A 25,522-nucleotide genomic window follows, 5' to 3' on the forward strand; every position below is an offset into this window, starting at 1 on the left:
AGCGCTGCGTGCGGCGCGGTAGGCCGTGTGTCGCCGTCATGCGCTTTCATCTCGGCACGACGCTGCGAAGGGCCTTGCGCCGGCCGGCGAGCGTCCAGGCGGTCGCACCGGTGATCGCCGCGAGCAACGCCAGCAGCAACAGCACCGATCCGCCCATCGTGTTGAGCAGCGGGGTCACGACGATCGGCCCGGTGACCCAGCCGAGATCGGAGATCAGGCCGAAGAGGCCGAACGCCCTGCCCTGGCCGCGCCCGGACACGGCGGTGACGCCGCTGCGGGCCGCGACGTACACCAGCGGCTGACTGATCATGAGCAGCACGAAGGATGCGGCCAGGACACCGGCCACCGCGCTCGCCCCGGCGGCCGTGAGCGCGGCGGCCTGGACGAAGAGCGCGATGGTCGCCACGGCCCGCTCGCCATGCTGCTGCACAGGGCGCCCGCCGATCGCGTAGATCGCGGCAGACGCAGCGAGGCCGACGAAGAACAGGAGCGAGACCGTCCGAGCGTCGAGCCGCAGTGTCCTGGTGGCGTAGAGGGGCAGTGTCGGCTCCAGCGCCGCGTAGATGAAGTTGTTGACGAAGTCGAGCAGCCCGAAGCCGACGACGGTCAGCCACGTCCCTGGACGGCTCGCCGGCGCGCTCTCCGGCAGATCCGCGCCGTGATGCCGCGCGGGCGCACGGCCGAGGTCGGGCGCGACAGCGCACCACAAGACCACGGCCGCGCCGGTGGTCAGCGCGGCGCCGAGCGCGAAAGCAGCGGGGAAGGTCAGCGTGTCGGCGAACGCCGCGACCACGCCGGGGCCGAGCGCCATCCCCACGACCGCCGCCGAGCCGAACCAACCCAGCACGCGGGCCTCGTGACCATCCCGTTCGCCCAGCGCGCTGGCGAGCCTGTACAGCGCCGGCGCGGCGAAGCCGTCGCCGAGCCCCCACAGGATCCGATAACCGATCACCTCGCCCGTGTCCCTCGCGCCGGCCAGGGCGGCGGTCGCGGCGGCGCTGACGAGGAGCCCGGCGACGGCCACGGTTCGGGCGCAGAGCCGGTCGACCGTCCAGCCGCCGAGGGGTTGCGCCAGCGCCTTGGTCGCGGAGAACGCGCCGAACGTGAGCCCGATGGCGGCGGGGGTCATCCCGAACCTGTGCTGTAGCGTCGGGACGAACGGGATGAGGATCGTGTACGCGACGTTGCACAGCGCAGCGGCGACGAGCAGGGCGCCAAGCTGGATCCCGGCGCGCCGTCCGCCGGACGCTCCGCCGTTCGCAGCGGCCATCATGCCGTCCGCGGATTCATCGCGGCTTCACCGCCTCGACGAGCACGTGGTGGCCGAGCCGGTAGAGCGGCGGCGCATCGGCGAAGGATTCGTAGACCTCGCGGACCGCCTCTTCCTGCTCGGATTCATCACTGGCAAGCGGGGCCTCGGACGTGTTGTGGTCGCTCGTCGTGGCCATGATGATCGTCCACTTGTGGCTGTGTCGTCGCTTGTCGAGTCCGGAGAGGGCATCGTCAAGGACGCAAATCGGTTGTGCTCCTCGCCGCCTCCCGAGCTGGCCCGAGCGCTGCGCGGGACCGCGTCCTTGCCGGCGCGCGATCCGGTTGTCCGGTTGCGCGTCGGCCGTTCGGCGCGCGGCATCGGGTGGGGGACGCCCTTGGGCTCGGGCATCGCGAACGCGATCGCGGGCGCATCGCGAGCTCCTCGGGCCCGCCGACCGAGCCGGCGCCCCGCCGGCGCGGCGGGGACCCCTTCGCTGCGCTCGAGATCCCGATCCCCGCCGCCTCGCCGTCCACCTCAAGGCTTGAAGTGGCCGACTCGGTCGCCCAGTCGGCCATTTCAACGCTTGAAACGTGCTACTCGGCCGCCCAGTCGGCCATTTCAACGCTTGAAGTGTGCTACCCGGCCGCCCAGTCGACCGCTTCAAGCCTTGAAATGGCCGACTGGGCGACCGAGTCGCCCGCTGCAACGCTTGCATCAAGCGTTGCAGCGGGCCCCGGGGATCAGGCGCCCGCCGGGATCGCGGGCTGGCCGGCCGGGGCGGCCGGCGGCTCGGCCGGCGCGGCCGACTGGCCGGGCGGCAGCGCGTCGCTCACGCCGCTCACGCGGTGGACCTCGGCGAGGTCGTCGAAGATGTGCGGCAGGAGCTCGGGCTTGCCGAGGTGGGCGAGCAGCCCGCGCACGAGGCTCTTGTTGGCGTTGTAGACGGCGAGCCACGCCTCGCGCGCGGTCGACACCTCGGGGCCGAGCTCGATCCGCTCGACCCGCGAGGCGCGCTGCTGCCGCTCGAGGGCCACGAGCTTCTCGTGCACCTCCCGGATCTCGGCCTGCCACGGCTCCGCGCCCCGGATCTTGTCCCGGTGCTTCTCGAGCTCTTCGGCGATGTGCCCGACCCCGGCGGTGAGCTTCGTGAGCCGCCGGCGCGCGAGCACGCTCGGCGTCTCGCCGCGGAAGAAGACCCTGGGGTCCACGGGCCTCCCTTTCAGCGAGTCGAGGTACGACGCGAACCGCACGATGACGTCCCGCGCCTCGCCGAGCACCGCCTCGCTGTCGAGCCGCGGCGCGGGCCTCGGCTGGCGATCGAGGACGTCCGCCATCGATTGATCGGCGGCGAGCTGCCTGTCGATGGCGAACGCGATCATGCCGTCGAGGGCGGGGATCTTGCCCATCAGGACCGCGGCCATCTGCTCGCGCGCGAACTTCCCGTAAATCTTCGTCTCGAAAGGATCGATATAGGGGTCTGCCACAGGCGCCTCCTTGGGTTGGGTAAAACGACGCAACGTTCGCAGAGCTCGCTCCGCAATGGCAATGCGATGGCAGGATTTCGTCCATCGGTGGGGGCGCGGGCGGCCCTGGCCGAGGGCAGGGCGCTCCGCGAGGCCTCCTCGATGCCGCTCGCGGCTCGACCCTCGTCCTCCTCGGCCAGGCGGGGCGCGTGCGCCCCGCTGGACGGCATCACTCGGGGCGCGCCGCGAGGGGGAGGCGTCGCAGGAGCGTCTCGCGATCTCCTGCGTACGCCCCCACGGGGAACTCGCGCCGGTGTCGCTCGAGCAGGAGCCGCGCCGCGTGGTGCCGACCCGTGGCGAGCGTCGTTATCGCCCGCCGCATCAGCCGGAGCTCGGGCGTGAGCCGCACGCCGGGGCCACGCGGCGCCCGCCGCGGGCTCACCGAGGCGTGGATCGAGGTCTCTCGTGCGCCCATGGGGGCGACGGCGGCCAGCTCCTCCGAGGGCGCCTCCAGCGCGCCCATTGCAGCGACGGCGGCCAGCTCCTCCGAGGGCGCCTCCAGCGCACCCATTGCAGCGCCGGCGGCCACCTCCTTCGAGGGCGTGCCCGGGACCGAGCGAAATGCCTCACCGCGCGGGGCGGTCGACGTGATCTGCGGAGCGCGCAGCGCGGTAGCATGAGCCGGTGATTCCCGGACATCGCTGCTCTCGAAAGGGGCGAGCAGCAGCAGCGCGCCGGCCGTGACGCCGGCGGCGACGGCGGCCGCATGCCTTCGGAGGGGCCGTGAGCTCACGGGCGAGGCGCGCGGTGCGCTCGCCGCCGAGCCGGCGTCGCCACACGCCGCATCGGGTTCGCCGTGCCCCGTTCCGGCCTGGCCATGCGACAGCACGCGCCGGAGGCCCCGGCGAATCCACCCCTGCGCGCGCCGCAGCAGCCCACCGCGGAGCAGGTCCCCGGAGGCGCGGGCCTCGGGCGCGCCGAAGGCCGCGGCGAGCGGCGCGATGAGCACCCCGCGGCCACGGTGCCGCGCCCGGTGGCGGCGCTCTGCGGCCTTCAGGCTCAGCCGCGCGAGCCGGAGGTGGTTCCACACCGTGTTGCTCGACATCGCGCGCCGCTCGGCGATCTCCTGGAGCGTCTTCTCCTCCAGGTCGTGCGCGACCAGGATGTCCCGTCGCAGCGGCGGGACCTCCTGGAGCCACCCGGCGAGCGCCTCGCTCCGCTGCGCCGCGAGCAGCCGTGTCTCGGAGTCCGGCGCCTCGCTCGTGAGCCCATCCAGCGCCTCCGCCGGCCACAGCTCTTCATGGCGGCGATGGGCGCGCTTGCGCTCTTTGGACGTCAGGTTGAACGCGATGCGCAGCAGCCACACGCGCATCGTGCCGAGCCGGGGATCGAACCGGTGCAGCGACCGCGCGGCGCCGTGGAAGATCTCCTGGACCATGTCGTCCCGGTCCGCGCCCCGGAACCCCCGACGCTCCACGTAACGCTGGATGACCTCCTGGTGCTCGGCGAGGATCGCCTCCAGGGTGAGCGGCGTTTCCTGTTCCCCGGTGACAGCGTCGGTCGTGCGAGATCGTTTCCCCATACCAGTCCAGTTACGTCCCGTGCCTGTTCGGTATTTGGAAATCGTCACAGCGCGCTGTGCTGATCCCGTCGCGTTGCGTTCCCACAAGCGCACCCGACGCGCTCTGCCCAGCAGGACGGACGCATTCCGCATGAGCGGCGTAGATTCCACGGCCGCTGGACTTTATTTGCTGCTTCTGGAGGGGCAGGGCGGGTTGACCAGGAAAGGGCCCCCGCGTAAGGTGCGGCACAAATGCTCATCCGGCGTTGGGGGGGGCTCGCCGCGGTGATGGCGTCCGTCGTCTGGAGCCACGCGGCGCTGGCGGACGACGAGGATCCTTATGCTCCCGAGCCCGGCGAGGAGGCGGCGCGCTCCGGGGCCGAGGAGGCGTTCGCGCGGGGCGAGCGGGCGCGGCGCGCGGGGCGGTGGGAGGAAGCCGCGGCGTGGTATCGGGCGGCGTGGGAGGCGGACCCGCGGCCGGATCTCGCGGGGGAGCTCGGCCTCGCGGAGCTCGCGCGCGGGAAGCTCCGGGAGGCGGCAGAGCATCTCCGGGCGTCGTTGCTGGTCCCGGAGGCGCTCGCGCCGGCGGCGCGGCGGCGCTTCTCCGAGGGGCTGACGCGGGCGGAGCGCGAGGTCGCGTCCGCGACCATCGCGGTGAGCCGGCCCGAGGCCGAGGTGTTCGTCGACGGCCGGAAGATCGGCCAGGGGCAGGCCGATTACTTCGTCTACGTGGAGCCGGGGCCGCACGAGGCGCGCGGCAAGCTCGAGGGCTACGTCGACGGCGTCTATCCGTTCGAGGCGAGGCGGGGCCACGCGTCGATGATCGGCATGCACCTCGAGCCGGCGCCGCCGCCGGCGGGCGCGGCCGCGGCCCCGCCCGCGCCCGCGCCCGCGCCGGTGTCCGCCGCGGGCGCATCCGCGCCGGTGTCCGCCGCGGGCGCATCCGCGCCGATGTCCGCCGCGCCTTCCGAGGCCGGGGGGCGGGCGGCGGGCACGGTCCTTCGCCTCGGCGGGCTCGGGCTCGCGCTGGCGGGCGTCGCGATCGGCGCGGGCTTCACGATCGCGGCGGCGGCGCGCGGCAACGAGGCCGCGGCGCAGGCGGAGGCGATCCGGCGGCGCGGCGGGCCGGCGGCATGCCTGTACCCCGAGCACGAGGCGGCGTGCGCGGTGCTGGCCGACGAGAACGGCGCGCGCGACACGCTCGAGGCCGCGGCCTGGGCGAGCTTCATCGGCGCGGGCGTCGCCGGCGCGGTGGCGATCTCGTCGTTCTGGTGGGCCCCGGCGCCGGGCAGCAGCGCCGTGCGCGCGGTGCCGATCGCGACGGCGCAGGGCGGGGGCATCGTCGTGGTCGGCGCCTGGTAGGCGGCAAAGGAGACCGGGGGAGGGGGGATGAGGATGCGGAGCAGGTTGCGACGGATAGCGGGGGGAGCGCTGCTCGGTGCGGGCGGCCTGGCGGCGACGGGCGGGTGCGGCGGCGGCGGGGAGCACCGCTGCGCGGAGGACCTCGTCTGCGAGATCGTCAACGAGAACGGCACCAGCAACGGGCGCTGCTGGGGCGAGTGCGTGCCTGCTCCGCCCGACGACTTCCGCCCGCCGGAGCTCGTCTGGACGGGGCCCGACCTGTTTGCGCCGTCGTGCGACGATCTCGTCTGGGCCGTCCCCGGGACGTCGGGCGAGGTGGTGCGGCTCGTCGATGGGTCTGCGGTGTTCAAGGGGCGGACGCCGAGCCGCAACGACCACGACTGCCCCACGTGCGCGTGCACCCCGCCGTCGTGCGCGCTGCCGTCCGAGGTGACGGCGACCTCGCTGGCATGCGGGGAGGTGCCCGAGGAGACGCGGACGCCGTTCGCGCCCCCGCCGGGCTGGGACGGTGCGTGCATATCGCCGGGCCGGGTGGAGCCGGAGCAGCTCGGTTCGTTCGCGATCGGTCCGACCCGCGTGCAGCCGTGCATGCCCGTGACCGAGGAGGCTCCGGTGCCCCGCGATGCGCTCACGGTCGAGGTCGCGGTCGCTTGCCGAGGCGACCGGGTGCCCAACCTGTGCGCGCTGCCCAGCCAGATCTGCATGCTTTACCAGCAGCAGGACCACCTGCCCGAGGGGTGGAGGTACTGCGTCCGCAAGTCGGGGGCCGAGGTCCAGTGCGAGCCGCCCGCGGAGCCGGGGAGCCCCTGGCCGACCTACTCGGAGAAGCTGGGGGTGTTCTACACGGCGGTGAACGACACGCGCGCCTGCGCGCCGTGCACCTGCAAGCCGCCCGAGGCGAGCCGGTGCGAGGCGTTCGTGTGGGCCTACGAGGACCACGCGTGCAGCGATCCGCTCGTCGGCATCAGCGTCTTTCAGACAGGGATCTGCGTGAGCCCTGAGCCGGGCTCCACGCTAGGCAGCCTGAGCGCGACGTGGATCGTCAACGAGCCCGGGAGCTGCACGCCGGAGGGGGGCAGCCCGGTGGGCGAGCTGGATGGTGAGGGGGCGGAGACGATCTGCTGTCTGCCCAGGGGACGGTGATGCTGCCAGCGGAGCGAGGGCGCCGGGGCGACGGCTGCGTCGCGCCGGGAACCCCCTGGAGGCGAAGGACACGCGCGCTCGTCGCGGGCGGGCCGAGGAAAGCGGTGAGGTCGAGATGGGATCACGACGCATGCGGGGGCTTTTGTGTTTGTTGAGCGCGCTCGCGCTGGTCGGCATCGTGGCCGCGGGGGGCTGCGGCAGCGAGGAGCCGTGCGGAAAACCGTGGGATCCCTGCCCGGTCGTCAACCCCGACGGTACGAGCAACGGCGTCTGCTGGGGCAAATGCGTGTTCCCCGACGGACCGGGCTTCTTCTCCCCGCCGCTGCTCCTATGGATGGGGCCCGAAGAGTCCGAGCCGTCGTGTACGGACCTCATGGCGGATGATCCCGACACGGGCGAGCCTCAGAGCTTCGTCCCGGTGACCTTCACGAAGCTCCGGTCGAGCCGGCCCAGCGAAGAGTTTTGCGGCGAGTGCAACTGCAGAGTGACAAGCTGCGGGTTACCGCGGACGGTCGCGGCGAACTCCCTCTGGTCCTGCGCGCAGATCCCGGAGGCGACGAACACGCCGTTCAATCCGCCTCACAACTGGAACGGGCGCTGCACATCGCCAGGCACCGTGCCGTCATCGCGGGTCGGTTCGATCTGGATCGGGCCAATGCTCGAGTCGTTCTGCGAGCCCATCGTTCGCCATGGGCCCCCGAGCCAGGAAGGGCCCGCCCAGGTCGCGGTCGCGTGTCTCGGTACGGTGGTCGACCGCCTGTGCCCGAACCGCTTTGATGCCTGCATGCTGAACCAGCAAGAGGCCCATGTGCCCCCAGGGTGGCGCTACTGCGTTGTTGCGCAGGTCGAAGGTGACCAGGGCTGTCATCCGCCTGCCCCACCGGGAGAGCGCCCGATGTTCTCGGAGAAGTTCCTCTTTTATAAACGAGATCCGTCCGACCCTCAGAACTGCGAGCCGTGCGGCTGCGTGACCACGACACCGGGCCGGTGCGCGGCGCGGGTGAGCGCCTATGCGGACAGCGCGTGCAGCGACAGCGCGCTCATCGGGACGGCGGAGGTGGCTCTCGGCGAGGGCAATGCCTGCGTGCCACTCGATCCCGGGCCGGCGCTCGGCAGCCTGAGCGCGGAATGGGTCGTGAAGGAGGACCCGCACTGCACCCCGGTCGGCGGGAAACCGAAGCCGACCGTCGTCTGCTGCCTGCCGGAGCCCGAAGAATGACGGCTCGGTGAGCGCGATGGACGATTGGGGGCCGCTGTGATGCAAAAGAGTGTTCGTGGCGTCTTTTGTTCCAGCGCGGTATTCTAGCCCTTCGTCGAAGTTCGGGCCGGCGTATTTACGGCTCTTCGTCGGAAGTCGGGCCGAATGATCTCGCAGGGGTAGCTCCGTCGCCCGTGTTCTGGGCCACGTCGAGCATGCGACACCAGCAGCGCACAGGTGTCACTTCACGCCCTGACGGCGAAAGCGGCCGCCCCTGCGCACGCCAAGCTGGAGCACTGGCTGTGGAGACTGCCGGGCCTGTGGACAAGCTCAAGATCGAGCTTGCCCACAGGCCCTCGGACAACCCTGCGGGTTGCCCACCGTCCCCACAGCCACGACGACGACGACCGTAAGTTCTCGAAATCATTCGGTCCGCCAGGCGCGCCGCTTTCCCGGACGAGCAGCAACTCGGCCTCGCTTCGTCATGACGCCGACTGCGGGGCGGCAGCGCACCGGCCGAGGGCGCCCCACGGCGTCCAGCTGGGGAGGGGGGCCCGCGATAGAGCCCGCGTCGCTGGATGAAGCGCTGCGTCCCTGGGTGACGAGCACGCTGCCGCATGTGCCCCCTGCACGGGGGCGGAACAATCCCGTCCCGGGATCGGCGCTCACCTGCGCGCGCTACGGGCTCAGCCGAGGAGCTCGCCTGCGGATAGGTGGTGCAGATCTGAAGCTTGAAAGGTCCGGCACGCTCGTTGCTCATGGCCCCCGCGAGAATCGGAGCGCGATGAGGAGCCATCCGGAAACTCTGCGCCTTCGGCGACGAGGAGCGCACGCTCGTCGAGGACCGGCGGCGTCGAGGCCGGGCTCGCGGCCTCACACAAGCTGGAGTGTACGGGGGAGACCAACAAAGAGAATGAAAACATCGGATCCTCCCGGCCTCGGGGCCGCGTCGCGTCGACATCATTTACTGCGAGGTTCAAGCATGAAACGATTTCACTCTGAGACGCTCTCCGTGTGCATCCTGGCAGCGGGCGTCGCCGCTTGCAGCGGCTCGACCGGCGATCCTCTGCCGGTGGGCTCGACGAGAGGTCCCCAGCCCGACCAGGCTGCGCCGATCTCCTCCGGGGACGACGGCTCCGGAGCGGCGGGGGATGATCTCGCCCCCGCCGGCGAGCTGAACGACGATACCAGCGCGACCGAGGAGGAGCTGAGGCCCAAGGAGGATGACTCCCCCCTGTCCACCCTCCCGTTCGACCCCACGGGGGGGGATAGCGCGAAGGGCCTCCCTCTCCCCTTGCTGAACGCGACCTGCCCCAGCTTCGAGGGATTCACGTGGCATGACGAGACTCCCACGACCGGCGCGGACCTCGGGAACGCGGTCGCCGCGTCCTGCGACGCCGTCTACCAGGTCGGGTCCACCACCGGGGCCATCTCGGGCGAGGTGAACAGCGGCATGAGTGACGCCTTCATCCGCAAGGTCGGGCAGGACGGGAACCTGCTCTGGGGCGTGCAGATCGGCACGTCGGCGGGCGACCAGGCGACGAGCGTCGCCGTCTCCTCGGCCCAGTGCCCCACGAGCGGCAACGAGTCGCTCTACGTGGTCGGCCACACGAGCGGCGCGATCGAGGCCGGCCAGCACGAGGGATCTTCGGACGTCTTCCTCGTCAAGCTGAACGCAAACGGGACCGAGGCATGGCGGCGCCAGTTCGGTACGGCTGCGCTGGATCAAGCGTGGTCTGTGGCCCACGCACCGGACGGCAGCGTCTACGTGGTGGGTTCCACAGGCGGGAATCTCGCCGGGGTGAACCCGCCGCCGACGAGCGGCACCACGTCGCTGTTCGTGGCGAAGTATTCGGCGAGCGGCGCTCATGTCTGGACCAGGCAACTCGGAGTGAACAACAGGACGACCATCGCGCGCAGCGTGTCCGTCGGAGCCGATGGGCAGGTCTACGTCGCCGGTTACACCACCAGCGCGCTGGCAGGCCAACCGTACGCAGGCGGCAGCGCTGACGCCTTTGTCGCCCGCTACAGCGATAACGGTGCTCTGGGCGGGGTGGCTCTCCTCGGCACGAACCTCCAGGACCAGGCGTTCAGCCTGACGACCGCGGTGGAGTCGGGTGAGACCGTCGTCTACGTCTCCGGCACGACGAACGGGAACTTCCCCTCTTACGCCTCCTCGACGAGGTATGACGCCTTCCTCGCCAAGCTGGACGCGAGCCTCACCACGCAATGGATCCGGCAGACAGCGGCGAGCGAGAACGTCTCCGCGATGTCGGTGGCCGTCGTCGGTGGATCGGTCGTGCTGACCGGCCAGACCTCCCGCGACCTCGACTCCGACGCGCCCCTCGGGAGCGTGGACATGTACCTGCGCGAGTACAGCACGGCGGGGGCACACCTGCGCACCGAGTACATCGGCACGGACGCGATGGAGGCGGGACAAGGCGTCGCCGTCGACCCGAGGGGCAACGTCTTCCTGACGGGCAGGACGGACGCGCCGTTCTGCGGTCACTCCTTCGGCGGCGGGGGTAGCGACGCCCTCCTCGTCAAGGTCATGAAGGGGTGCCGCGTGGACACCCCGGATCCGTCCTGCAAGCCTGCCGTGTGCTGGGGAGACCCCCATTACGTCAGCTTCGATCGTGTCGCCTTCGACTTCCAGGGGGAGGGCGACTTCGTGATGGCGACCAGCACCGCCACTCCCGATCTGGAGATCCAGATCCGGCAGTGCCCCGTGTCGCCGGGCGTCTCGACCGGCCGGGCCGTGGGCGCGCGCATCGCGGGTGATCTCGTGGAGTTCCACGCGAACGGCGCGCTCTACTTGAACGGGCAACAGACGACGGTGCCGTCGAGCGGCGCGCTCGCGCTCGCCGGCGGCGGGAGCGTCTACCAGTCCGCGAGCGGCAGGACCGTGCTGGCCTGGCCGACGGGAGAGCGGCTGGCGCTGCATCCAAGGAGCTATGTCCTCGGCTTGTACCTGGACATGCTCTTCCTCGTCCCGCCGGCCAGCGTGGGCAAGATGGTCGGCCTCTTCGGGAACGCCGATAACGACCCCACCAACGAGTTCATGATGGCCCGGGACGGCAGCGCGCTGAGCAGCGGGCTGACGTTCTTCGAGATGTACCAGGACACGAACAGCTACGCGGACGTCTGGCGGGTGGGCGCCGCCCAGGGCGACGTCGCGCTCATCCAGCAGGGCACGCCGTGCGGCGATCCGGCCGGTCCCGCGCAGCCAGCGTGGCTCAACAACCTGACCCCCGCGCAGAGGGCCGCGGGCGAGCAGGCCTGCGCCGGCATCACCGACGAGGTCGTCAAGCAGACGTGCATCCTCGACGTGGGCCTCACCGGCGACCCGAGCTTCGCGGACTCGGCCCAGGAGGTCGCCACGGATCTCGCGAGCCACGGGCAGGGCGGGCCGGTCATCAACAGCCCCCGCAGCGTCTACTTCAACAACTTCACCGGATCCATCGGCCCGGAGTGGGAGTCCATCGTCATCAGCGTCACCCCGCTCGGAGACCGCACCTTCCTGGGGCAGTTCGGCAACGAGACGGCGCACCTGACGCTCAACGATCTCGCCCCCCACACCGAGCTGACCGTCAGCTTCGACCTCTACCTCATCAACGCCTGGGATGGCGATGGCCCCTTTGGCCCCAGCGTCTGGACCGCCTCCGCGGACGGCGTCGAGCTGCTCAGCGAGACCTTCTCCAACACCCTGAGCTCCCAGAGCTATCCGCAGGACGGGAGCCTGGCCGGGTCGGGCGCGCTCGAGGTGAACACCCTCGCCTATCCGTACGGCGACTCCGTGTACCGCATGAAGCTGGTCTTCCCGCACTCCGCGCCCGACCTCGCGCTCGACCTGTCCGCGACCGGGCTGACCGGCCTCTTCGATGAGGGCTGGGGCGTGACCAACTTCGAGGTCCAGGGGCGCTGACGTCCCCCGAGATAGCGTGAAATAACCTCGACGGGCTCAGCCGCGTTGCGCCGCCCGGGCACGCGCGTCTTTGCGACTCTCCTGCTGGTGGATGGGAATGAAAGCGAGATGTAGCGGAGGATGCCTGTCCGCCTACCGGGCGAAGCTCGACCCGTTCCACACGTACCGGACCGGCTGCGCGCCGCCCCACGGCAGGAGCAGCGGCTCGAAGCCGCCGACGGGCCCCTTGTCCTGGTTGAAGGGGTACGTCTGCTCGGTCCACTCGACGGCCCGCCCGGGCGCGAGCTCGATCCCCAGCTTGTCGCCCGCGCGCACGAACCGGAGCTCGCCGACGATCTTCTTGCTGCCGATGCTGCGCGCGACCTCGGCCGCGAAGATGCGCTGGATGCTCTCGCCCGCGACCCGGAAGACGAGCACCACGTCGCGATCCACGGTCCCGGGGCCCGCCTCCCGGGGCGCCTGCGCGCGGACGGTGCCGTGGACGATGATCTCCGCCTTGCCGTCGCCCGTGAGATCGCGCGCGCTCACCGCGCGGATGTCGGCCGGCGACGCGAACTGGGCGAGCGTCATGAACGAGTAGCCGGCGCCGCCCCGGAAGCCCTTGCCGAACACCACGATGTCGCGGTCGTGCAGGAGCACCCGCTCGGGCTCGCGGCCGCCGGCCACGTCCGCGCCGAGATCGAAGCGCGGCTTGCGCGACGAGGCGCCGCGGTCGCGCCGGTAGAGGGCGTACACCCGGTCGAGCATCTGGGCCGGCGAGAGCGCGGGCTTCGCCGCGGACCGCGTCGTTTCCCGTGCGGCGCGCGGCGCGGGCGCCGGCGCCTGCCGCTCTTCGCTCGCCTTCGCATACGCGCCCCCGGTCAGCTTGTAGAGCTGCGACTTGATCGGCCCCCACGGCAGGAGCAGCGGATCGTACGTCGTCTCCACCGGCTCCGCGTAGCTGCTCGCGTCGTAGCGGGTCGCCTTGCCCGGCCGCACGCGGATCGCCGACTTGCCGCCGTCGGGCACGAAGTCGACCTGGTTGACGACCGAGCCCTTCTCCGTCGCGATCGCGACCTCGTGCTGGAAGATCGGCCGCGGCGTGTCGCCGGCGCCGAAGTGCAGCACGTGCATCACCTCGCGGTACCTGGAGCCGCCGCCGGATCGCTTCCGGAGGATGATCTCGGCCTGGCCGTCGCCCGTGAGATCGCGCAGCGTGAGCGCCGGCAGCATCCCCTCCCCGGCGTCGACCCCGAGGTCCTCGAAGTAGTACTGCGATCCCTGCCGGAAGCCGGGGCCGAGGACGATCAGGTACCGCCCGTGGACGATCACCCGCTCCCGCATCGCGTCCCCGGCGACGTTCGCCACGAGATCGTACCTCGGGGCGGTGCGGATCCCCTTGCTCTTCAGGAGGCCGTCGGCGAGCGCGAGCTCGGGCTCGGTCGCGAGCGGCGCGAGCGACGCGTACGCCTCCGACGCGGCGGTCCCCACGATCGCCTCGACCGCCGTGGAGGCGTCGGCGTCGTGGACGAAGAGCCCCGCCCGCAGCCCGATCCGGGTCGTCGCCGCCTCGGGGAACGCCGACCAGGGGATGCTCGCCTCGAGCGTGTAGCCGCCGCTCCGGGGCGCCTCGATGACCCTGGCGCCGGCCACCGCCTTGCCGCCCGGGAGCCTCGCGCTGCCCGCGCTCTTGCCCGGCTGGCCCGGGTAGAGCGCGACCGCCTGGACCTTGCCGCCCGGGAAGCCGAGGACGAGCTTCACGTGGTCGGCGCCGCCGCGCAGCGCGTCGTCGGTGACGTCGGCCGCGACGTAGACCCGCGCGACGTCGTACGCGACGGCCGCCCGGGTGGCGAGGTCGGCCCGACCCGGCTTGCCCTTCACCTTGAAGCGGAGGGCGGAGAGCTCCACGGGCCACTCCTTCGGGACCCCGTCGAGCTTGATCGACTTCGCGTCGATCATCGGCGCCGCGAGCGGCGTGCCGGCGGCGAGGGCGGGCGAGGGCGCGGCGGCGGTCAGCGCGACCGACGCGAGGACGGCGAGGCCAGCGCCGGGGGCAGGGGCCCCCGGCGCACGGAAGAAGGGGGTTCGACGTCGCATAAGGCTCGGCTTTGGACGCCTCTCCGCGCCCGCTTGTTCTTACCACGAGCCCTTTCTTTCCGGATCGTCCGCATCGAGTGCCCTCCTGGGCACCAGAAAAAGGACCGCTCGAGCCCGCCCGTGCGCTGATGCCGTGCCGCCCGTGCACCGGTGCTGTACACCCGCGGGGGGGTGCTGCCCGCTGGGGGCTCACCGGAGGGGCCGGAGTGCAGGCGAGCCACGACAGGGGCTCGCCGGAACGCAGGTCCCGGAGGTGAGCCCCCAGCGGGCAGCACCCCCCCGCCGTGCCGATCGGCGAGGCCTGGTTCAGCGGCTGGAGTAGGGGGGGAGGAGGGCCGGCCACACCCGGCCCGTGGCGCGGAGGATCAGCGGTGCGCGGCCGGGGCCGCGAGCGCCCCCGCGCCGGCGTCGGCGGGGCGGATGCGGCGGTACACGAGCTTCGCGATCTCGACCGCCGGCACGATGAGCGCCGACAGGACGAGCAGGAGCATCCACTCGTCCGCCGACATCGCGTACGTGCGGAAGACCGGCCGCAGCGCCGGCACGAGCAGCGCGACGAGGTGGATCGCCGCGCTCGCCGCGACCGCCAGGAGCAGCGGGACGCTGATCAGCGGCTTCGACCCGAACAGCGACGTCACCGGGCTCCGGCAGCTCCAGGCGTGGAAGAGCGGCGAGAGCGCGAGCAGCGAGAACGCGAGGGCGCGGGTGCGGAGCAGCGACTGCTCGTCCTGCGCCGACGTCGCGTAGAGCGCCACGGCCGCGAGGCCCATGAACGTCCCGACGTACAGGATGCCCAGGTAGTCGCGCCGGATGAGCAGGCCCTCGTCGCGCGGGCGCGGCGCCTCCGACATCAGCTTCGGATCCGGCGGATCGATGCCGAGCGCGAGCGCCGGCAGGCCGTTGGTCACGAGGTTGATCCACAGGATCATGAGCGGCGTCAGCGGAGGCCACTTGCCGAAGAACGAGACCACGAACACGGCCACGAGCAGGCCCATGTTCGACGAGAGCAGGAAGAAGATGAACTTCTGGATGTTCCGGTAGATGGCGCGCCCCTCGCGCACCGCCTCGACGATCGTCGCGAAGTTGTCGTCGGCCAGCACCAGGTCCGCGGCCTGCCGCGCCACGTCGGTGCCGCCGCGCCCCATCGCCACGCCGATGTGCGCCTCGCGGAGCGCCGGCGCGTCGTTCACGCCGTCGCCCGTCATCGCCACGATGTGGCCGTGCGCCTTGAACGCCCGCACGAGCCTTAGCTTCTGCTCCGCCGTCGTCCGGGCGAAGACGCGCAGGTGCATGATCCGGCGCGCGAGCTCCTCGTCGCTCATCGCCGCGAGCTCCGACCCGCTGAGCGCCTCGTCGCCCTCGTCCCAGAGCCCGATCTCCTTCGCGATCGCCGTCGCGGTGAGCCGGTGGTCGCCGGTGATCATGACCGCGCGGATGCCGGCGCGCTTGCACTCGGCCACGGCCTCCTTCACCCCGGGCCGCGGCGGGTCCATCATCCCGACCAGGCCGAGGAACGTGAGCTCGCGCTCGACGTCGTCCTCGTTCATGCTGACCCGCACGCGGCGGCAGATCGCGAGCACGCGCAGCGCGTTCGCGCTCAGGCGATCGGCCTCGGCGAGGATCGCCCTCCGGTCGTCGTCGGTCAGCGCGCGCACGCCCTTGTCGTCGGCGAACTTCACGCAGAGCGGCAGGAGCACGTCGACGCTCCCCTTGACGTGCGCGATGTCGCGGCCGCGATCGTCGCGCGTGATCACCGTCATCCGCTTGCGATCGCTGTCGAACGGCAGCTCGTGCACGAACGCGTGCGACGGCGCCACCGACTCGCGCGAGAGGTCGCCCTTCGCGGCGACCGTGAGCAGCGCCGCCTCGGTCGGATCGCCGACGATGGTCCAGCGGCCCGTCGCCTGGTCCTCGTGGAGGGAGGCGTTGTTGCAGAGCGCCGCCGTCGAGAGCAGGTACATGAGCGGCGCGGGGAGCTCGGCGACCTCGGCGCCCTTCTCGTCGCGGATCGCGCCGATCGGGCTGTAGCCCTCGCCGGCGACCGTGAAGCGGCGGCCGCCCGCGTAGAGGTTGCGGACGGTCATCTCGTTCTGCGTGAGCGTGCCCGTCTTGTCCGACGCGATGACCGTCGCGGCGCCCAGCGTCTCGACGGCGGGCAGCTTGCGCACGATCGCCCCGCGCCGCGCCATGCGCTGCATCCCCAGCGCGAGCGTGATCGTCGTGATGGCGGGCAGCCCCTCGGGGATCGCCGCCACGGCGAGGCTCACGCCCTCGAGCAGGAGCTCGTGCCACGGCCTCCCGCCGCGGAGGAAGCCCCAGCCGAGGAGCACCGCGGACAGCGCGAGGCACACCCGCAGGATGATCGCGCCGAAGCGGTCGAGGCGCTCCTCGAGCGGCGTCTTCTGCTCGCCGACCGACCGGATCATCTCGCCGATGCGGCCGAGCTCGGTGCTCACGCCGGTCGAGGTGACCACGGCGCGCCCCTTGCCGCGCACGACGCTCGTGCCCGTGAAGACCATCGTGACGCGGTCCCCGAGCGGCGCGTCGCGCGCGACCGGGGCGAGGGCGTCCTTGACCGCGGCCGCGCTCTCGCCCGTCAGCGCCGCCTCCTCGGTCGCGAAGCTGATCGTCTGCACGAGCCGCGCGTCGGCCGCGATCGCGTCGCCCGCCTCCAGCTCGAGGATGTCGCCGGGGACGACGTCCTCGGCGGGGATGACCAGGGTCTTGCCGCCGCGGCGCACGCGCGCGTTCGGCGCGCTGAGCTTCTGGAGGGCGTCGAGCGCCGCCTCCGCGCGCCGCTCCTGGTAGTACCCGAGGAACGCGTTCAGGACGACGATGAGCAGGATCGCGATCGCGTCGCCGAACCGGTGGAGGAAGCTCTCCGTCCGGTCGGCGGTCACGCCGACGACCACGGCGATCGCCGCCGCGGCCAGGAGCGTGAGCACGAGCGGGTTCGCGAACTGCTCGAGGATCCGGACGAGCGCGCTCTTCTTCTTGGTCTCGGGCAGGCGGTTCTTGCCGTGCTCGGCCAGGCGCCTCTGCGCCTCGGCGTCGGTGAGGCCGCCGGCGGAGCTCACCCCGACGCGCTCCAGGAACGCGCCGACCTCCTCGGCATGCACGGGTATGGGGACGGACAGGTCGGAGGAGCCCGACTCGGGCTCGGGTCGGCGGATCGCCGTGGCGGCTTGGCTCATGGGCGGTCGTGCTCTAGCGCTTCATCCGGGCCTGTTCACGCTGTTCTTCCGCCTCGAGCTCCGCGAGGGCCGCCGCCAGCTCGTCCTGCTCGGCCGGGGAGGGCGCCGCGGCCGGCCCCGCGGCCCCGGCCACGCGCACCTGCGGCGGCGGCGCGGCGGGCGGCGGCTCGGGCGGGAGGACGCCCATCTTCCGCTTGAGCGCGAGCAGCTCGTCGTCCGCGCCCGCCGTCGCCTCGAGCTGCCCGAACTTCTGCGCCAGCGTGTCGCCCGTGTACTGCTCGGCGATCTCGCCCGCCGCCTCGGCCTCGGCCTCGATCTGGTCGATCTTGTTCGCCATCCGGTCGAACGTCTCGAAGGCGGAGGCGTTGTTGAGGCCGCTCATGGTCTCCTGGATCGCCTTCTGCGCCTCGGCCCGCTTCTTCCGGGCGATGAGCACGTTCTTCTTGCGCTTGGCCTCCTCGATCTTGTTGTTCAGGACGCGCAGCGCCGTCTTGAGCTGATCGACCGCCTGCTTCTGCTTCTGCCACTGGTCCTTGTAGGAGGCGGCGAGCTGGTCGTGCTCCTTCTTGCGGTTCAGCGCCTCCTTCGCGAGCGCGTCGTCCCCCGCCTTGATCGCGAGCATCGCCCTGCGCTCCCACTCCGCGGCGTTGGCGGCCTCCTGCTCGGCCTGCTTGGCCAGCCGCTTCTCGTCGGCGATCGAGACGGCGACCTGCTTCTTCGCCTCGATCAGCTGGTTCGACATGTCGATGACGACCTGGTTCAGCATCTTCTCGGGGTCTTCCGAGCGGCTGATGAGGTCGTTCAGGTTCGACTTGATGAGGGTCGCAAGGCGCGCGAAAATTCCCATAGATCAGCTCCAACTCTGGGGTCACCAGGCGCGGCGGGTCCTGTTCAGCTCAGCGCGAGATCGTGCAGCACGGAGATGTGGCGGGCGAGCGCGAGGTCGATGTCGCTCAGGATCGCCTCGAGCTCGTTCATGTCGAGGTTCTCGAGCTCCAGCGCCGCCGAGAGCACCACGGTGTCCGCTTCAATCCCGTAGGAAGCGTGCATGAGATCGGTCGCGTTGTACTCCAGGAGGCGGCGGAAGAGCCTGGTCTGGTGGGCCTGGTCCGTGGGCACGGGGCCGATCGCGACGCGGACCGCCACGATGGGCGGATCGACGCGGATGGCGATCGGCGGCGCGTCCGGGCCCCCCGAGACGAGGTAGGTGCCGGCGTCGTTCTCGAACCGGCGATCGAGCTGCAGGAGATAGGTCTCAACGTCCTCGGCGGTGCGCGGCATGGCGCGGCGAGCCTACAGAATCATGTCGCGTCGGGCTAGCTCCGCACGCAGGCGGGGGCCCCTCCACCAGGCGCCCCGGCCCCTGGCGCGGCGGGATCGCCAGCCTCCGCGCGGGCGCCTCGGCCCCGCGGTCGCGGGCGCCGCGGCGACGCGTCGAGCGACGCCCGCGCCGCGCGCGTCGGAATCTCGCGGTTTGCCATGCCTCTCGCTTTTTTCTCCCCCGTTCGAGGGGCGCGGTGGTACGGTCCCGATCCAGGTTACGTGGCGATCCACCCGGGCGACATTGTTGCTGGTTATCGTGTGACCCGCCTGCTCGGGCGGGGCGGCATGGGCGAGGTCTGGGCCGCGACGCGGGAATCGGACATGCAGCCGGTGGCCATCAAGGTCCTGCTCGCGCGGGCCGCGATGAAGCCCGACCTCGTGCGGCGCTTCGATCGCGAGGCGAAGATCGCCTCGGCCATCAAGAGCCCCTATGTCTGCCAGCTCCTCGAGGTCGGCGAGACGGAGGACGGCGCGCCCCTGCTCGTGTTCGAGCAGCTCGACGGCGAGTCGCTGGCGGACCGGCTGAAGCGCGAGCAGTACCTGCCGTTCAGCGAGGTCGGGCCGATCATCGACGACGTGCTCCAGGGGCTCGTGGCGGCGCACGCCGCGGGGGTCATCCACCGCGATCTCAAGCCGGGCAACATCTACCTGGAGCACCTCGGCCTCCCCGATCGCCGGGAGCGCGCGAAGATCCTGGATTTCGGCATCTCCAAGCTCACCCGGCGCGAGAAGGAGGAGCCGACGCTCACCGCGTTCGACGCGACGCTCGGCTCGTTCGCGTACATGGCGCCGGAGCAGGTGCGGGGCGCCGCGCGGGCGGACGAGCGGGCCGACATCTACGCCGTCGGCGCGGTGGCCTTCCGCGCGCTGTCCGGGCGGCTGCCGTTCGAGGGCGCGACGGCCGCCGTGCTCGTCGCGATGAAGCTCGATCGTCCGGCGCCGTCGCTCGCGGAGGCGACCGGGGAGAAGTGGCCGGTGGGGATCGAGCGCTTCCTGGAGCGGGCGCTCGATCGGCAGCGGGAGCGGCGCTTCGGCTCGGCGGCGGAGGCGCTCGAGAGCTGGCGCGCCATCCAGCCGGCGAACATCACGCGCGCGGTGCGGCGCTCGCAGCGGGCGAGGTGCCCGTCGGAGGTGCCCGACGCGCTCGTGGAAGACAACCCCACGGTCGTCGACGGGCCGCCGACGATGACGGAGAACGGCGGCTACCTGGACGCCGGCCAGAGCTCGCCGCCGCCGGCGCCGTCCAGCAGGAACGGGGGCGCCACGCCGCCGCCGAGCAGGACCGGAGGCGCGGCGCCGCCGGCGCCGTCCAGCAGGACGGGGCGAGCGGCGCCGCCGGCGTCGTCCAGCAGGACCGGAGGCGCGGCGCCGCCGGCGCCGTCCAGCAGGACGGGCGGAGCGCCGCCACCGTCGCCGAGCAGGGCGGGGGCAGCCGCGCCGCCAGCGTCGCCGAGCCGGACGGGGACCGGCGCGCCGCCAGCGCCGCCGAGCAGGGCGGGGGCCGTTGCGCCGCCGGCGCCGCCGAGCCGTGCGGGGGCGGCCGCGCCGCCGGCGTCGCCGATCCGGGCGGGGGCAGCCGCGCCGCCGCCACCGCCGAGCCGGGCGGGGGCGGTCGCGCCGCCGGCGTCGCCCAGCAGGATGGGGGGAGCCGCGCCGCCACCGCCGCCGCCGAGCAGGGCGGGGGCCGGCGCGCCGCCGGCGTCGCCGAGCAGGACCGGAGGCGTCGAGATTCCCCGGCCAGAGGGCCCGCCCTCGCGCCGCAAGACAGAGAGGCAGTGAAGTTGCTCGACGCCACGGTAGGCACGAAGAACAGGGTCGAGGTGCGCGGAGGGCGCATCCGTCCGACGAAGTCGTCGGCCGCGCGCAGCGGCGGGTGGGTCGAGATCGGCACCGAGCCCGTCATCGTGGGCCGCAACGCGGCGTGCCAGCTCGTCCTCGACGACGCGAAGGTGAGCGCGGTGCACGCCGAGTTCGTCGCCACCGAGCAGGGCGTCCGCGTCCGCGATCTCGACAGCAGGAACGGGACGTTCGTCGGCGGCGTGCGGGTCGGCGACATCTACCTGCTCACCAGCACGAAGCTCAGGCTCGGCGAGACGGAGATCCAGTTCGAGCCGCTGCGCCCCGAGCGCATCACGGTCTCGTCGATCCCGTCGTTCGGCCCGCTGGTGGCGAGCAGCGCCGGGATGCGCGCCATCTTCGAGCGCCTCTCCAAGATGGCGCCGACCGATCTCACCGTGCTCATCACGGGCGAGACCGGGACGGGCAAGGAGCTCGTCGCGCAGGCGCTGCACATGGCGAGCGCCCGCTCGAAGAAGCCGTTCGTGGTCGTGGACTGCGGCTCGATCCCGCCGACCTTGGCCGAGGCGACCCTGTTCGGCCACGAGCGCGGCGCGTTCACGGGCGCGGTCGACAAGCGCCTGTCGCCGTTCATCGAGGCCGACGGCGGGACGATCTTCCTCGACGAGCTCGGGGAGCTGCCGCTCGAGGTGCAGCCGAAGCTCCTCCGCGCGCTGGCCGAGCGCCGCATCAAGAGCGTCGGCGGCTCGAGCTACCGCGAGGTCGACGTGCGCGTGCTCGCGGCGACGCGCCGCGACCTCGTGCGGGCGGTCAACACCGGCAATTTCCGGAGCGACCTCTACTTCCGCGTCGCGCAGATCAAGATCGAGCTGCCGGCGCTCCGGCAGCGCGTGGAGGACATCCCGGTGCTCGTGCGCCGGATGCTGAAGGATCTCGGCGACGAGAGCGCGTACGAGCGCGTCTCGAACAGCACGCTCGAGCGGCTGATGCGCCACGACTGGCCGGGCAACGTCCGCGAGCTCAGGAACGCGGTGGCCGTCGCGTTCGCGCTCGCGGGCGAGGGGGAGGAGATCGACATCGCCGCGCACCTCGGCGCGCTCACCGAGGCGCCGGTCACGAGCGGCTCGTCGCCCTCCATCCCCCCGGGCGCCGCCAGCGGCGGCGGCGGCTCCCTCGGCTCGTTCGCGTCGCTGAAAGGCCGTCAGTTCCAGGAGGCGAAGCGCGACGTCCTCGCGCGGTTCGAGCGCGACTATTTCGCCGCCCTGTCCGAGGACGCGAAGGGCAACGTGAGCGAGATGGCGCGGCGCGCCGGCATGGAGCGGGCGCACGTGCGCGCCTACCTCCGCCGCCACGGGATCGGCGCGAAGCAGGAGCAGGAGTGACCGGTCCCCGCGGTCGGGGCTCGCCGGCGGCGCGCATCGACGACCGCGGGCGGGGCGCTGTTCAACGGGGTCCACGGACTTGGTAAATACTACTAATTAAGTGCCGACCGCAAGATGCTGGTCGAGGCCGTGATGGTCGAACCGGCCCCCTCGCGACGCTTTTGCGCCCGAGCGGCAAGCCGCCCGGGGGGGTGAGCGCCGGCGGGTGGGGTCGCGCGCGCCGGCGTGGCGCGGGCGGGCGCGCCGAGCACCGACCGAGGTGCCATGAGGTCCAAGGGGGCTCGAGGTTTCAGGCGCGCCTCGTGTGGCGCGCGACGAAACGTCTCAGGTGGCATGGCCCGAAGGGAGACATGCCGGGTGGTGTTGTATGCGCAAGCTCCCTGGCTTCCGTCTTGGCGGATGGCCGAGCGCCCGCCCGCGCCACGCCGGCGCGCGCGACCCCACCCGCCGGCGCGTGCAACCAGGATCATCACAGACACCCACCCCGCCGAGCCCGCCGCCCGCGCCGAGATCCTCGACCGCCGGCCGCGGGAAGTTCGGCCCGGCGCGGGGCCGTGATAAGCACGGTCTGCCATGCAGATCGAGCTCATCGCCACGGCAAGCGAAGATTCCGCCTACCTGCCCCGGGTGGGGCTCGGCACCCTCGCGGCGCTCACGCCGCCCGAGGACGAGGTCATCTACACCGACGACGTCGTGCGGCCCTTCGATCTCCAGCGCGACGTCAAGGACGTGGACCTCGTGGGCATCAGCGTCGATAGCAAGACCGCCCGCCGGAGCTACGATATCGCCGCCGCCTACCGCCGCCGCGGCGTGAAGGTCGTCCTCGGGGGCATCCACCCCACGGCCTGCCCGGACGAGGCGATGCAGCACGCGGACGCCGTCGTGGTCGGCGAGGCGGAGGACGCCTGGCCCGTCCTGCTCGCGGACGCCAAGCGCGGCGAGCTCCGGCCGATCTACCGCCCGGAGCTGCCGAGCCTCGCGGGCAAGCCGCCGCCGCGCCGGGATCTGTTCACCTCCAAGAAATACATCCCGTTTCAGGTCGTGCAGACGATGCGCGGCTGCCCGTACCCGTGCGAGTTCTGCAGCGTCTCGACCGCGAACGGCACCACGATGCGGTTCCGCCCGACCGACGAGGTGCTGAGCGAGCTCAGGTCGCTCGGCAAGCTCATCCTGTTCGCGGACGACAACGTGATGATCCACCGGGCTTACTCGAAGGAGCTGTTCACCCGGATGGTCCCGCTCAACAAGCACTGGATAGGCCAGTGCTCGCTCGCGGCCGTCAAGCGCCTCGAGAACGTGAAGCTCATGGCCGACAGCGGGTGCAAGGCGCTCTTCATCGGCTTCGAGAGCATCGATGAGGACACGGTCAAGTTCACCGGGAAGCGACAGAACCGGCCGTCCCAGTACAAGGACACGATGGCGATGCTCCACGACCACGGCATCTCGGTCTGGGGGAGCTTCGTCTTCGGGTTCGACACGGACGATCCCGAGGTGTTCGACCGCACCGTGGAGTTCGGGATCGACATGAAGCTGACGATGGCGCTGTATGCCATCCTGACCCCGTATCCGGCGACGCAGCTCTACCGGCGCCTCAAGGCGGAGGGGCGCCTCACGGATGAGCGCTGGTGGCTGCGCCGCGACCACGACGCCGGCTCACCCTACTTCGTACCCAGGCGGATGTCCCGGGAGCAGCTCCGGGAGGGCTGGGTGTCGGCGTGGACGAAATTCTATTCGTATTCTTCGATGTGGCGCAGGTTCACCCTGACGCGGCAGTCGAGCTGGATCCAGCTGGCGGGCTTCTGGCCGCTGAATTTCATGCAGCACACGCTGGCGCACCGCAAGATCGCGGGCGGCGAGCAGCGCTTCCGGTCCGGCGTGTCCATCGAGGACACGGCCGCTCTGTCCGCGGCGCAGCCAGAGCCCCCGCCGACCCGGGCGAAGGGCGGAAGGCAGCTCCCGGTCATCGGATGAAGCGCGCACATCCACCGCGATGAGGTCATCCCGCGCCCCCACGGGCGCGCGCCACGACGCGGCGGCGGAGAGCGCCAGTGGCCCGACGCCGCGCGGCGCCCCGCCGAGGCGCTCCTCCCTGCAAATGCCGCAAACGCCGTGCGTCAATGGCTGAAACGAGCGCGATTCCCCGCAAGGCGCGAACAATCGACTGATCCGGTATCGTTGAAAGCCGGCGCACGCACGACGTGCGATCCAGGGTCACGATACAGTGGCGCTGTTGCATCACGATTTTGCTACACTCGCGCGAGCTCCTCGAATGCTGGGTGTCTGGGCGGAGGATGAGCCCGCTTGGACACGCGGTCGAGGCGCCCTCGAACGGAGGTCTCATGCGTCGTCCTCGTCTCTCCTCCTCGCTCCTCATTTTCATGGGCGCCGCGGTGTCCGGCGCTGGCGCCGCGGTCAGCTGCAGCGCGGCGGGCATTCACGGCGTGCTCGATGACGGCAGCGGCGATGGGGGCGGGGGCGGCGGCGGCGGCGACGACGGGTTTGGCAACGTCTTCCCCAGCGACGGGGGGCCGGCGCCGACGTCCGATGTCGCCGTCAACCCGTGCGGGAGCGCGTGCGGCCCGACGGAGCTGTGCGACCAGGCCAACCTCGGCCTCGACGACGATTGCGACGGCATGATCGACGAGGAGTGCGCCTGCATACCGGGCCAGGCGAGCTCCTGCTTCCGCGGCGATCCGTCGTACCGGAGCGCGATGGGCTGCTTTCCCGGCACCCAGCTCTGCCTCGAGACCGGCACGTGGGGCCCGTGCGTCGGCGGCCTGCACGCGGACCAGGGCTGCTTTTCCAGCGACGCCACCGGCTGCCACGCGATGCAGGCGCCCCCGTTCGCCAACGTCGACCTCAAGGAGGGCACCGGCTCGTTCAGCGACGACGCGGTCGCGGGCACCGAGGTGTGGAAGGTGACCTGCCCCGCGGGCATCGACCCGTGCCCCGGCGTCGAGGGGGAGGCCCCCCCGGACGATTTCACGCCGCTTCAATCGGGCGAGTACAGGGTCAGGTACACGAAGGGCCTCGCGAACGGCGGGACCGAGAGCTGCGAGTATCCGCTCTTCGTCGGCGCGCGCGGCCTCCGCGTCGAGCTCGAGTGGGAGCACGACCGCGGCAGCATCGACCTCGACCTGCACCTCCACGCGCCGGTCAGCATGCAGCCCTGGGAGATGGCCGGCTCGGCCGTGGATTGCGGGTGGAACAACTGCACCGTCGACGACCTGTCGGCGGAGGAGCCGCAGATCCGCTGGTTCAGCGACCTCTCGACGCCGCCCGATCCGGTCAACTGGTTCCTGGATCCGGTGGAGAGCAACAACACCTGCTACTACGCCCCCCGCGGCGTGGGAGAGGCATGGCGGAGCCTCCGCAAGGGCTGTCATAGCCCCCGGCTCGACCTCGACAACGTGAGCTGTGACCCCACGATCACGGATCCGGATGAGCCCGATTTCTGCGCGCCCGAGAACATCAACGTCGACTTTCCGCCGAGCGACCAGTGGATGCGGATCGGCGTGCATTATTACGGCGCGCTCGACGCGAGGGACGATGTCCACCCGCGGGTGAAGATCTACTGCAACAGAGCGCTGCGGGCCGACCTCGGGCCCAAGGGGTATTATACCCCCGAGCAGCCCGTCACGTTCGCGCCGCGGGACGCCGGGACTCGGTTCTGGCTCGTCGCCGACGTGCTGTTCCCGGAGCCCGACGAGTGCGGCCAGCAGACCTGCATCGTCCAGCCGATCTATCACGAGGAAGAAACGAAGTCGCCGCGGCTCACCACCGAGCTGTTCGTCGAGGAGAGCTTTGGCCCAGACTATCCGCCGCTGCCCTGAGCCGCACACGCGC

The 25,522-nt window shown here is 71.7% G+C and carries 16 protein-coding genes; 8 read left to right on the forward strand and 8 right to left on the reverse strand.

Translation table 11 applies throughout. From position 1 onward, the window contains the following. Window positions 1-46: 46 nt before the first annotated feature. The 4 genes from WMF31_RS11955 to WMF31_RS11970 all read right to left on the reverse strand — a co-directional run bounded on the left by WMF31_RS11955 (window position 47) and on the right by WMF31_RS11970 (window position 4,297). Window positions 47-1,273: an MFS transporter gene (locus WMF31_RS11955; RefSeq protein ID WP_129350605.1), complete on the reverse strand. Its 1,227-nt coding sequence runs from the start codon at window positions 1,271-1,273 to the stop codon at window positions 47-49. Between the two features lie 13 nt (window positions 1,274-1,286). Then, a complete protein-coding gene (locus WMF31_RS11960; RefSeq protein WP_165373353.1) occupies window positions 1,287-1,448 on the reverse strand; it encodes a hypothetical protein in 162 nt (53 codons plus the stop codon). 544 nt (window positions 1,449-1,992) lie between these two features. Next, window positions 1,993-2,736 (reverse strand): hypothetical protein, encoded by a 744-nt coding sequence (locus WMF31_RS11965; protein WP_436602060.1) that lies wholly within the window; start codon window positions 2,734-2,736, stop codon window positions 1,993-1,995. A 208-nt stretch (window positions 2,737-2,944) separates the two neighbouring features. Next, window positions 2,945-4,297 (reverse strand): RNA polymerase sigma factor, encoded by a 1,353-nt coding sequence (locus WMF31_RS11970; RefSeq protein WP_436602061.1) that lies wholly within the window; start codon window positions 4,295-4,297, stop codon window positions 2,945-2,947. 231 nt (window positions 4,298-4,528) lie between these two features. Here WMF31_RS11970 and WMF31_RS11975 point away from each other — a divergent pair, with 231 nt between their 5' ends. The 4 genes from WMF31_RS11975 (at window position 4,529) to WMF31_RS11990 (ending at window position 11,904) form a co-directional block, all read left to right on the forward strand. Further along, a complete protein-coding gene (locus WMF31_RS11975; protein WP_436602062.1) occupies window positions 4,529-5,638 on the forward strand; it encodes a hypothetical protein in 1,110 nt (369 codons plus the stop codon). Between the two features lie 45 nt (window positions 5,639-5,683). Next, on the forward strand, window positions 5,684-6,781 hold the full coding sequence (locus WMF31_RS11980; RefSeq protein ID WP_436602063.1) for a hypothetical protein: 1,098 nt from the start codon (window positions 5,684-5,686) through the stop codon (window positions 6,779-6,781). Between the two features lie 130 nt (window positions 6,782-6,911). Next, entirely contained in the window at window positions 6,912-8,000 is a 1,089-nt protein-coding gene (locus WMF31_RS11985) for a hypothetical protein (RefSeq protein WP_436602064.1), read from the forward strand. 961 nt (window positions 8,001-8,961) lie between these two features. Continuing rightward, a complete protein-coding gene (locus WMF31_RS11990; RefSeq protein ID WP_436602065.1) occupies window positions 8,962-11,904 on the forward strand; it encodes an SBBP repeat-containing protein in 2,943 nt (980 codons plus the stop codon). A gap of 132 nt (window positions 11,905-12,036) precedes the next feature. Here WMF31_RS11990 and WMF31_RS11995 read toward each other — a convergent pair whose 3' ends face one another. The 4 genes from WMF31_RS11995 to WMF31_RS12010 all read right to left on the reverse strand — a co-directional run bounded on the left by WMF31_RS11995 (window position 12,037) and on the right by WMF31_RS12010 (window position 18,455). Beyond that, entirely contained in the window at window positions 12,037-13,980 is a 1,944-nt protein-coding gene (locus tag WMF31_RS11995) for a hypothetical protein (protein WP_436602066.1), read from the reverse strand. A 365-nt stretch (window positions 13,981-14,345) separates the two neighbouring features. Continuing rightward, window positions 14,346-17,174 carry a cation-translocating P-type ATPase gene (locus WMF31_RS12000; RefSeq protein WP_436602067.1) on the reverse strand — a complete coding sequence of 943 codons (2,829 nt, stop codon included), beginning with the start codon at window positions 17,172-17,174 and terminating at the stop codon, window positions 14,346-14,348. Between the two features lie 13 nt (window positions 17,175-17,187). Beyond that, on the reverse strand, window positions 17,188-18,021 hold the full coding sequence (locus WMF31_RS12005; RefSeq protein ID WP_436602068.1) for a PspA/IM30 family protein: 834 nt from the start codon (window positions 18,019-18,021) through the stop codon (window positions 17,188-17,190). Between the two features lie 44 nt (window positions 18,022-18,065). Continuing rightward, a complete protein-coding gene (locus tag WMF31_RS12010) occupies window positions 18,066-18,455 on the reverse strand; it encodes a hypothetical protein (RefSeq protein ID WP_436602069.1) in 390 nt (129 codons plus the stop codon). Window positions 18,456-18,755: 300 nt separating this feature from the next. Between WMF31_RS12010 and WMF31_RS12015 the strand changes: the two genes are divergently transcribed. From WMF31_RS12015 to WMF31_RS12030, 4 genes are all read left to right on the forward strand, one after another. Beyond that, on the forward strand, window positions 18,756-20,276 hold the full coding sequence (locus tag WMF31_RS12015) for a protein kinase domain-containing protein (RefSeq protein ID WP_436602070.1): 1,521 nt from the start codon (window positions 18,756-18,758) through the stop codon (window positions 20,274-20,276). After that, window positions 20,273-21,676: a sigma 54-interacting transcriptional regulator gene (locus WMF31_RS12020; RefSeq protein ID WP_436602071.1), complete on the forward strand. Its 1,404-nt coding sequence runs from the start codon at window positions 20,273-20,275 to the stop codon at window positions 21,674-21,676. The genes WMF31_RS12015 and WMF31_RS12020 overlap by 4 nt, the downstream gene beginning before the upstream one ends. Before the next feature lie 573 nt (window positions 21,677-22,249). Then, entirely contained in the window at window positions 22,250-23,647 is a 1,398-nt protein-coding gene (locus tag WMF31_RS12025; protein ID WP_436602072.1) for a B12-binding domain-containing radical SAM protein, read from the forward strand. Window positions 23,648-24,015: 368 nt separating this feature from the next. Continuing rightward, window positions 24,016-25,509: a hypothetical protein gene (locus WMF31_RS12030; RefSeq protein WP_436602073.1), complete on the forward strand. Its 1,494-nt coding sequence runs from the start codon at window positions 24,016-24,018 to the stop codon at window positions 25,507-25,509. The last annotated feature ends 13 nt before the right edge of the window (window positions 25,510-25,522 follow it).

It is taken from the genome of Sorangium sp. So ce1036 (assembly GCF_051369805.1).
Lineage (GTDB): Bacteria > Myxococcota_A > Polyangia > Polyangiales > Polyangiaceae > Sorangium > Sorangium cellulosum_F.

Bases quoted from the DNA above. Each gene is read 5' to 3' on its own strand.
- WMF31_RS12010 (WP_436602069.1), bottom strand. From the start codon at position 18,455: ATGCCGCGCACCGCCGAGGACGTTGAGACCTATCTCCTGCAGCTCGAT.
- WMF31_RS12030 (WP_436602073.1), top strand. From the start codon at position 24,016: ATGCGTCGTCCTCGTCTCTCCTCCTCGCTCCTCATTTTCATGGGCGCC.
- WMF31_RS11985 (WP_436602064.1), top strand. From the start codon at position 6,912: ATGCGGGGGCTTTTGTGTTTGTTGAGCGCGCTCGCGCTGGTCGGCATC.
- WMF31_RS11970 (WP_436602061.1), bottom strand. From the start codon at position 4,297: ATGGGGAAACGATCTCGCACGACCGACGCTGTCACCGGGGAACAGGAA.
- WMF31_RS11995 (WP_436602066.1), bottom strand. From the start codon at position 13,980: ATGCGACGTCGAACCCCCTTCTTCCGTGCGCCGGGGGCCCCTGCCCCC.
- WMF31_RS11975 (WP_436602062.1), top strand. From the start codon at position 4,529: ATGCTCATCCGGCGTTGGGGGGGGCTCGCCGCGGTGATGGCGTCCGTC.
- WMF31_RS12025 (WP_436602072.1), top strand. From the start codon at position 22,250: ATGCAGATCGAGCTCATCGCCACGGCAAGCGAAGATTCCGCCTACCTG.
- WMF31_RS11960 (WP_165373353.1), bottom strand. From the start codon at position 1,448: ATGGCCACGACGAGCGACCACAACACGTCCGAGGCCCCGCTTGCCAGT.
- WMF31_RS12000 (WP_436602067.1), bottom strand. From the start codon at position 17,174: ATGAGCCAAGCCGCCACGGCGATCCGCCGACCCGAGCCCGAGTCGGGC.
- WMF31_RS11990 (WP_436602065.1), top strand. From the start codon at position 8,962: ATGAAACGATTTCACTCTGAGACGCTCTCCGTGTGCATCCTGGCAGCG.
- WMF31_RS12005 (WP_436602068.1), bottom strand. From the start codon at position 18,021: ATGGGAATTTTCGCGCGCCTTGCGACCCTCATCAAGTCGAACCTGAAC.
- WMF31_RS11955 (WP_129350605.1), bottom strand. From the start codon at position 1,273: ATGATGGCCGCTGCGAACGGCGGAGCGTCCGGCGGACGGCGCGCCGGG.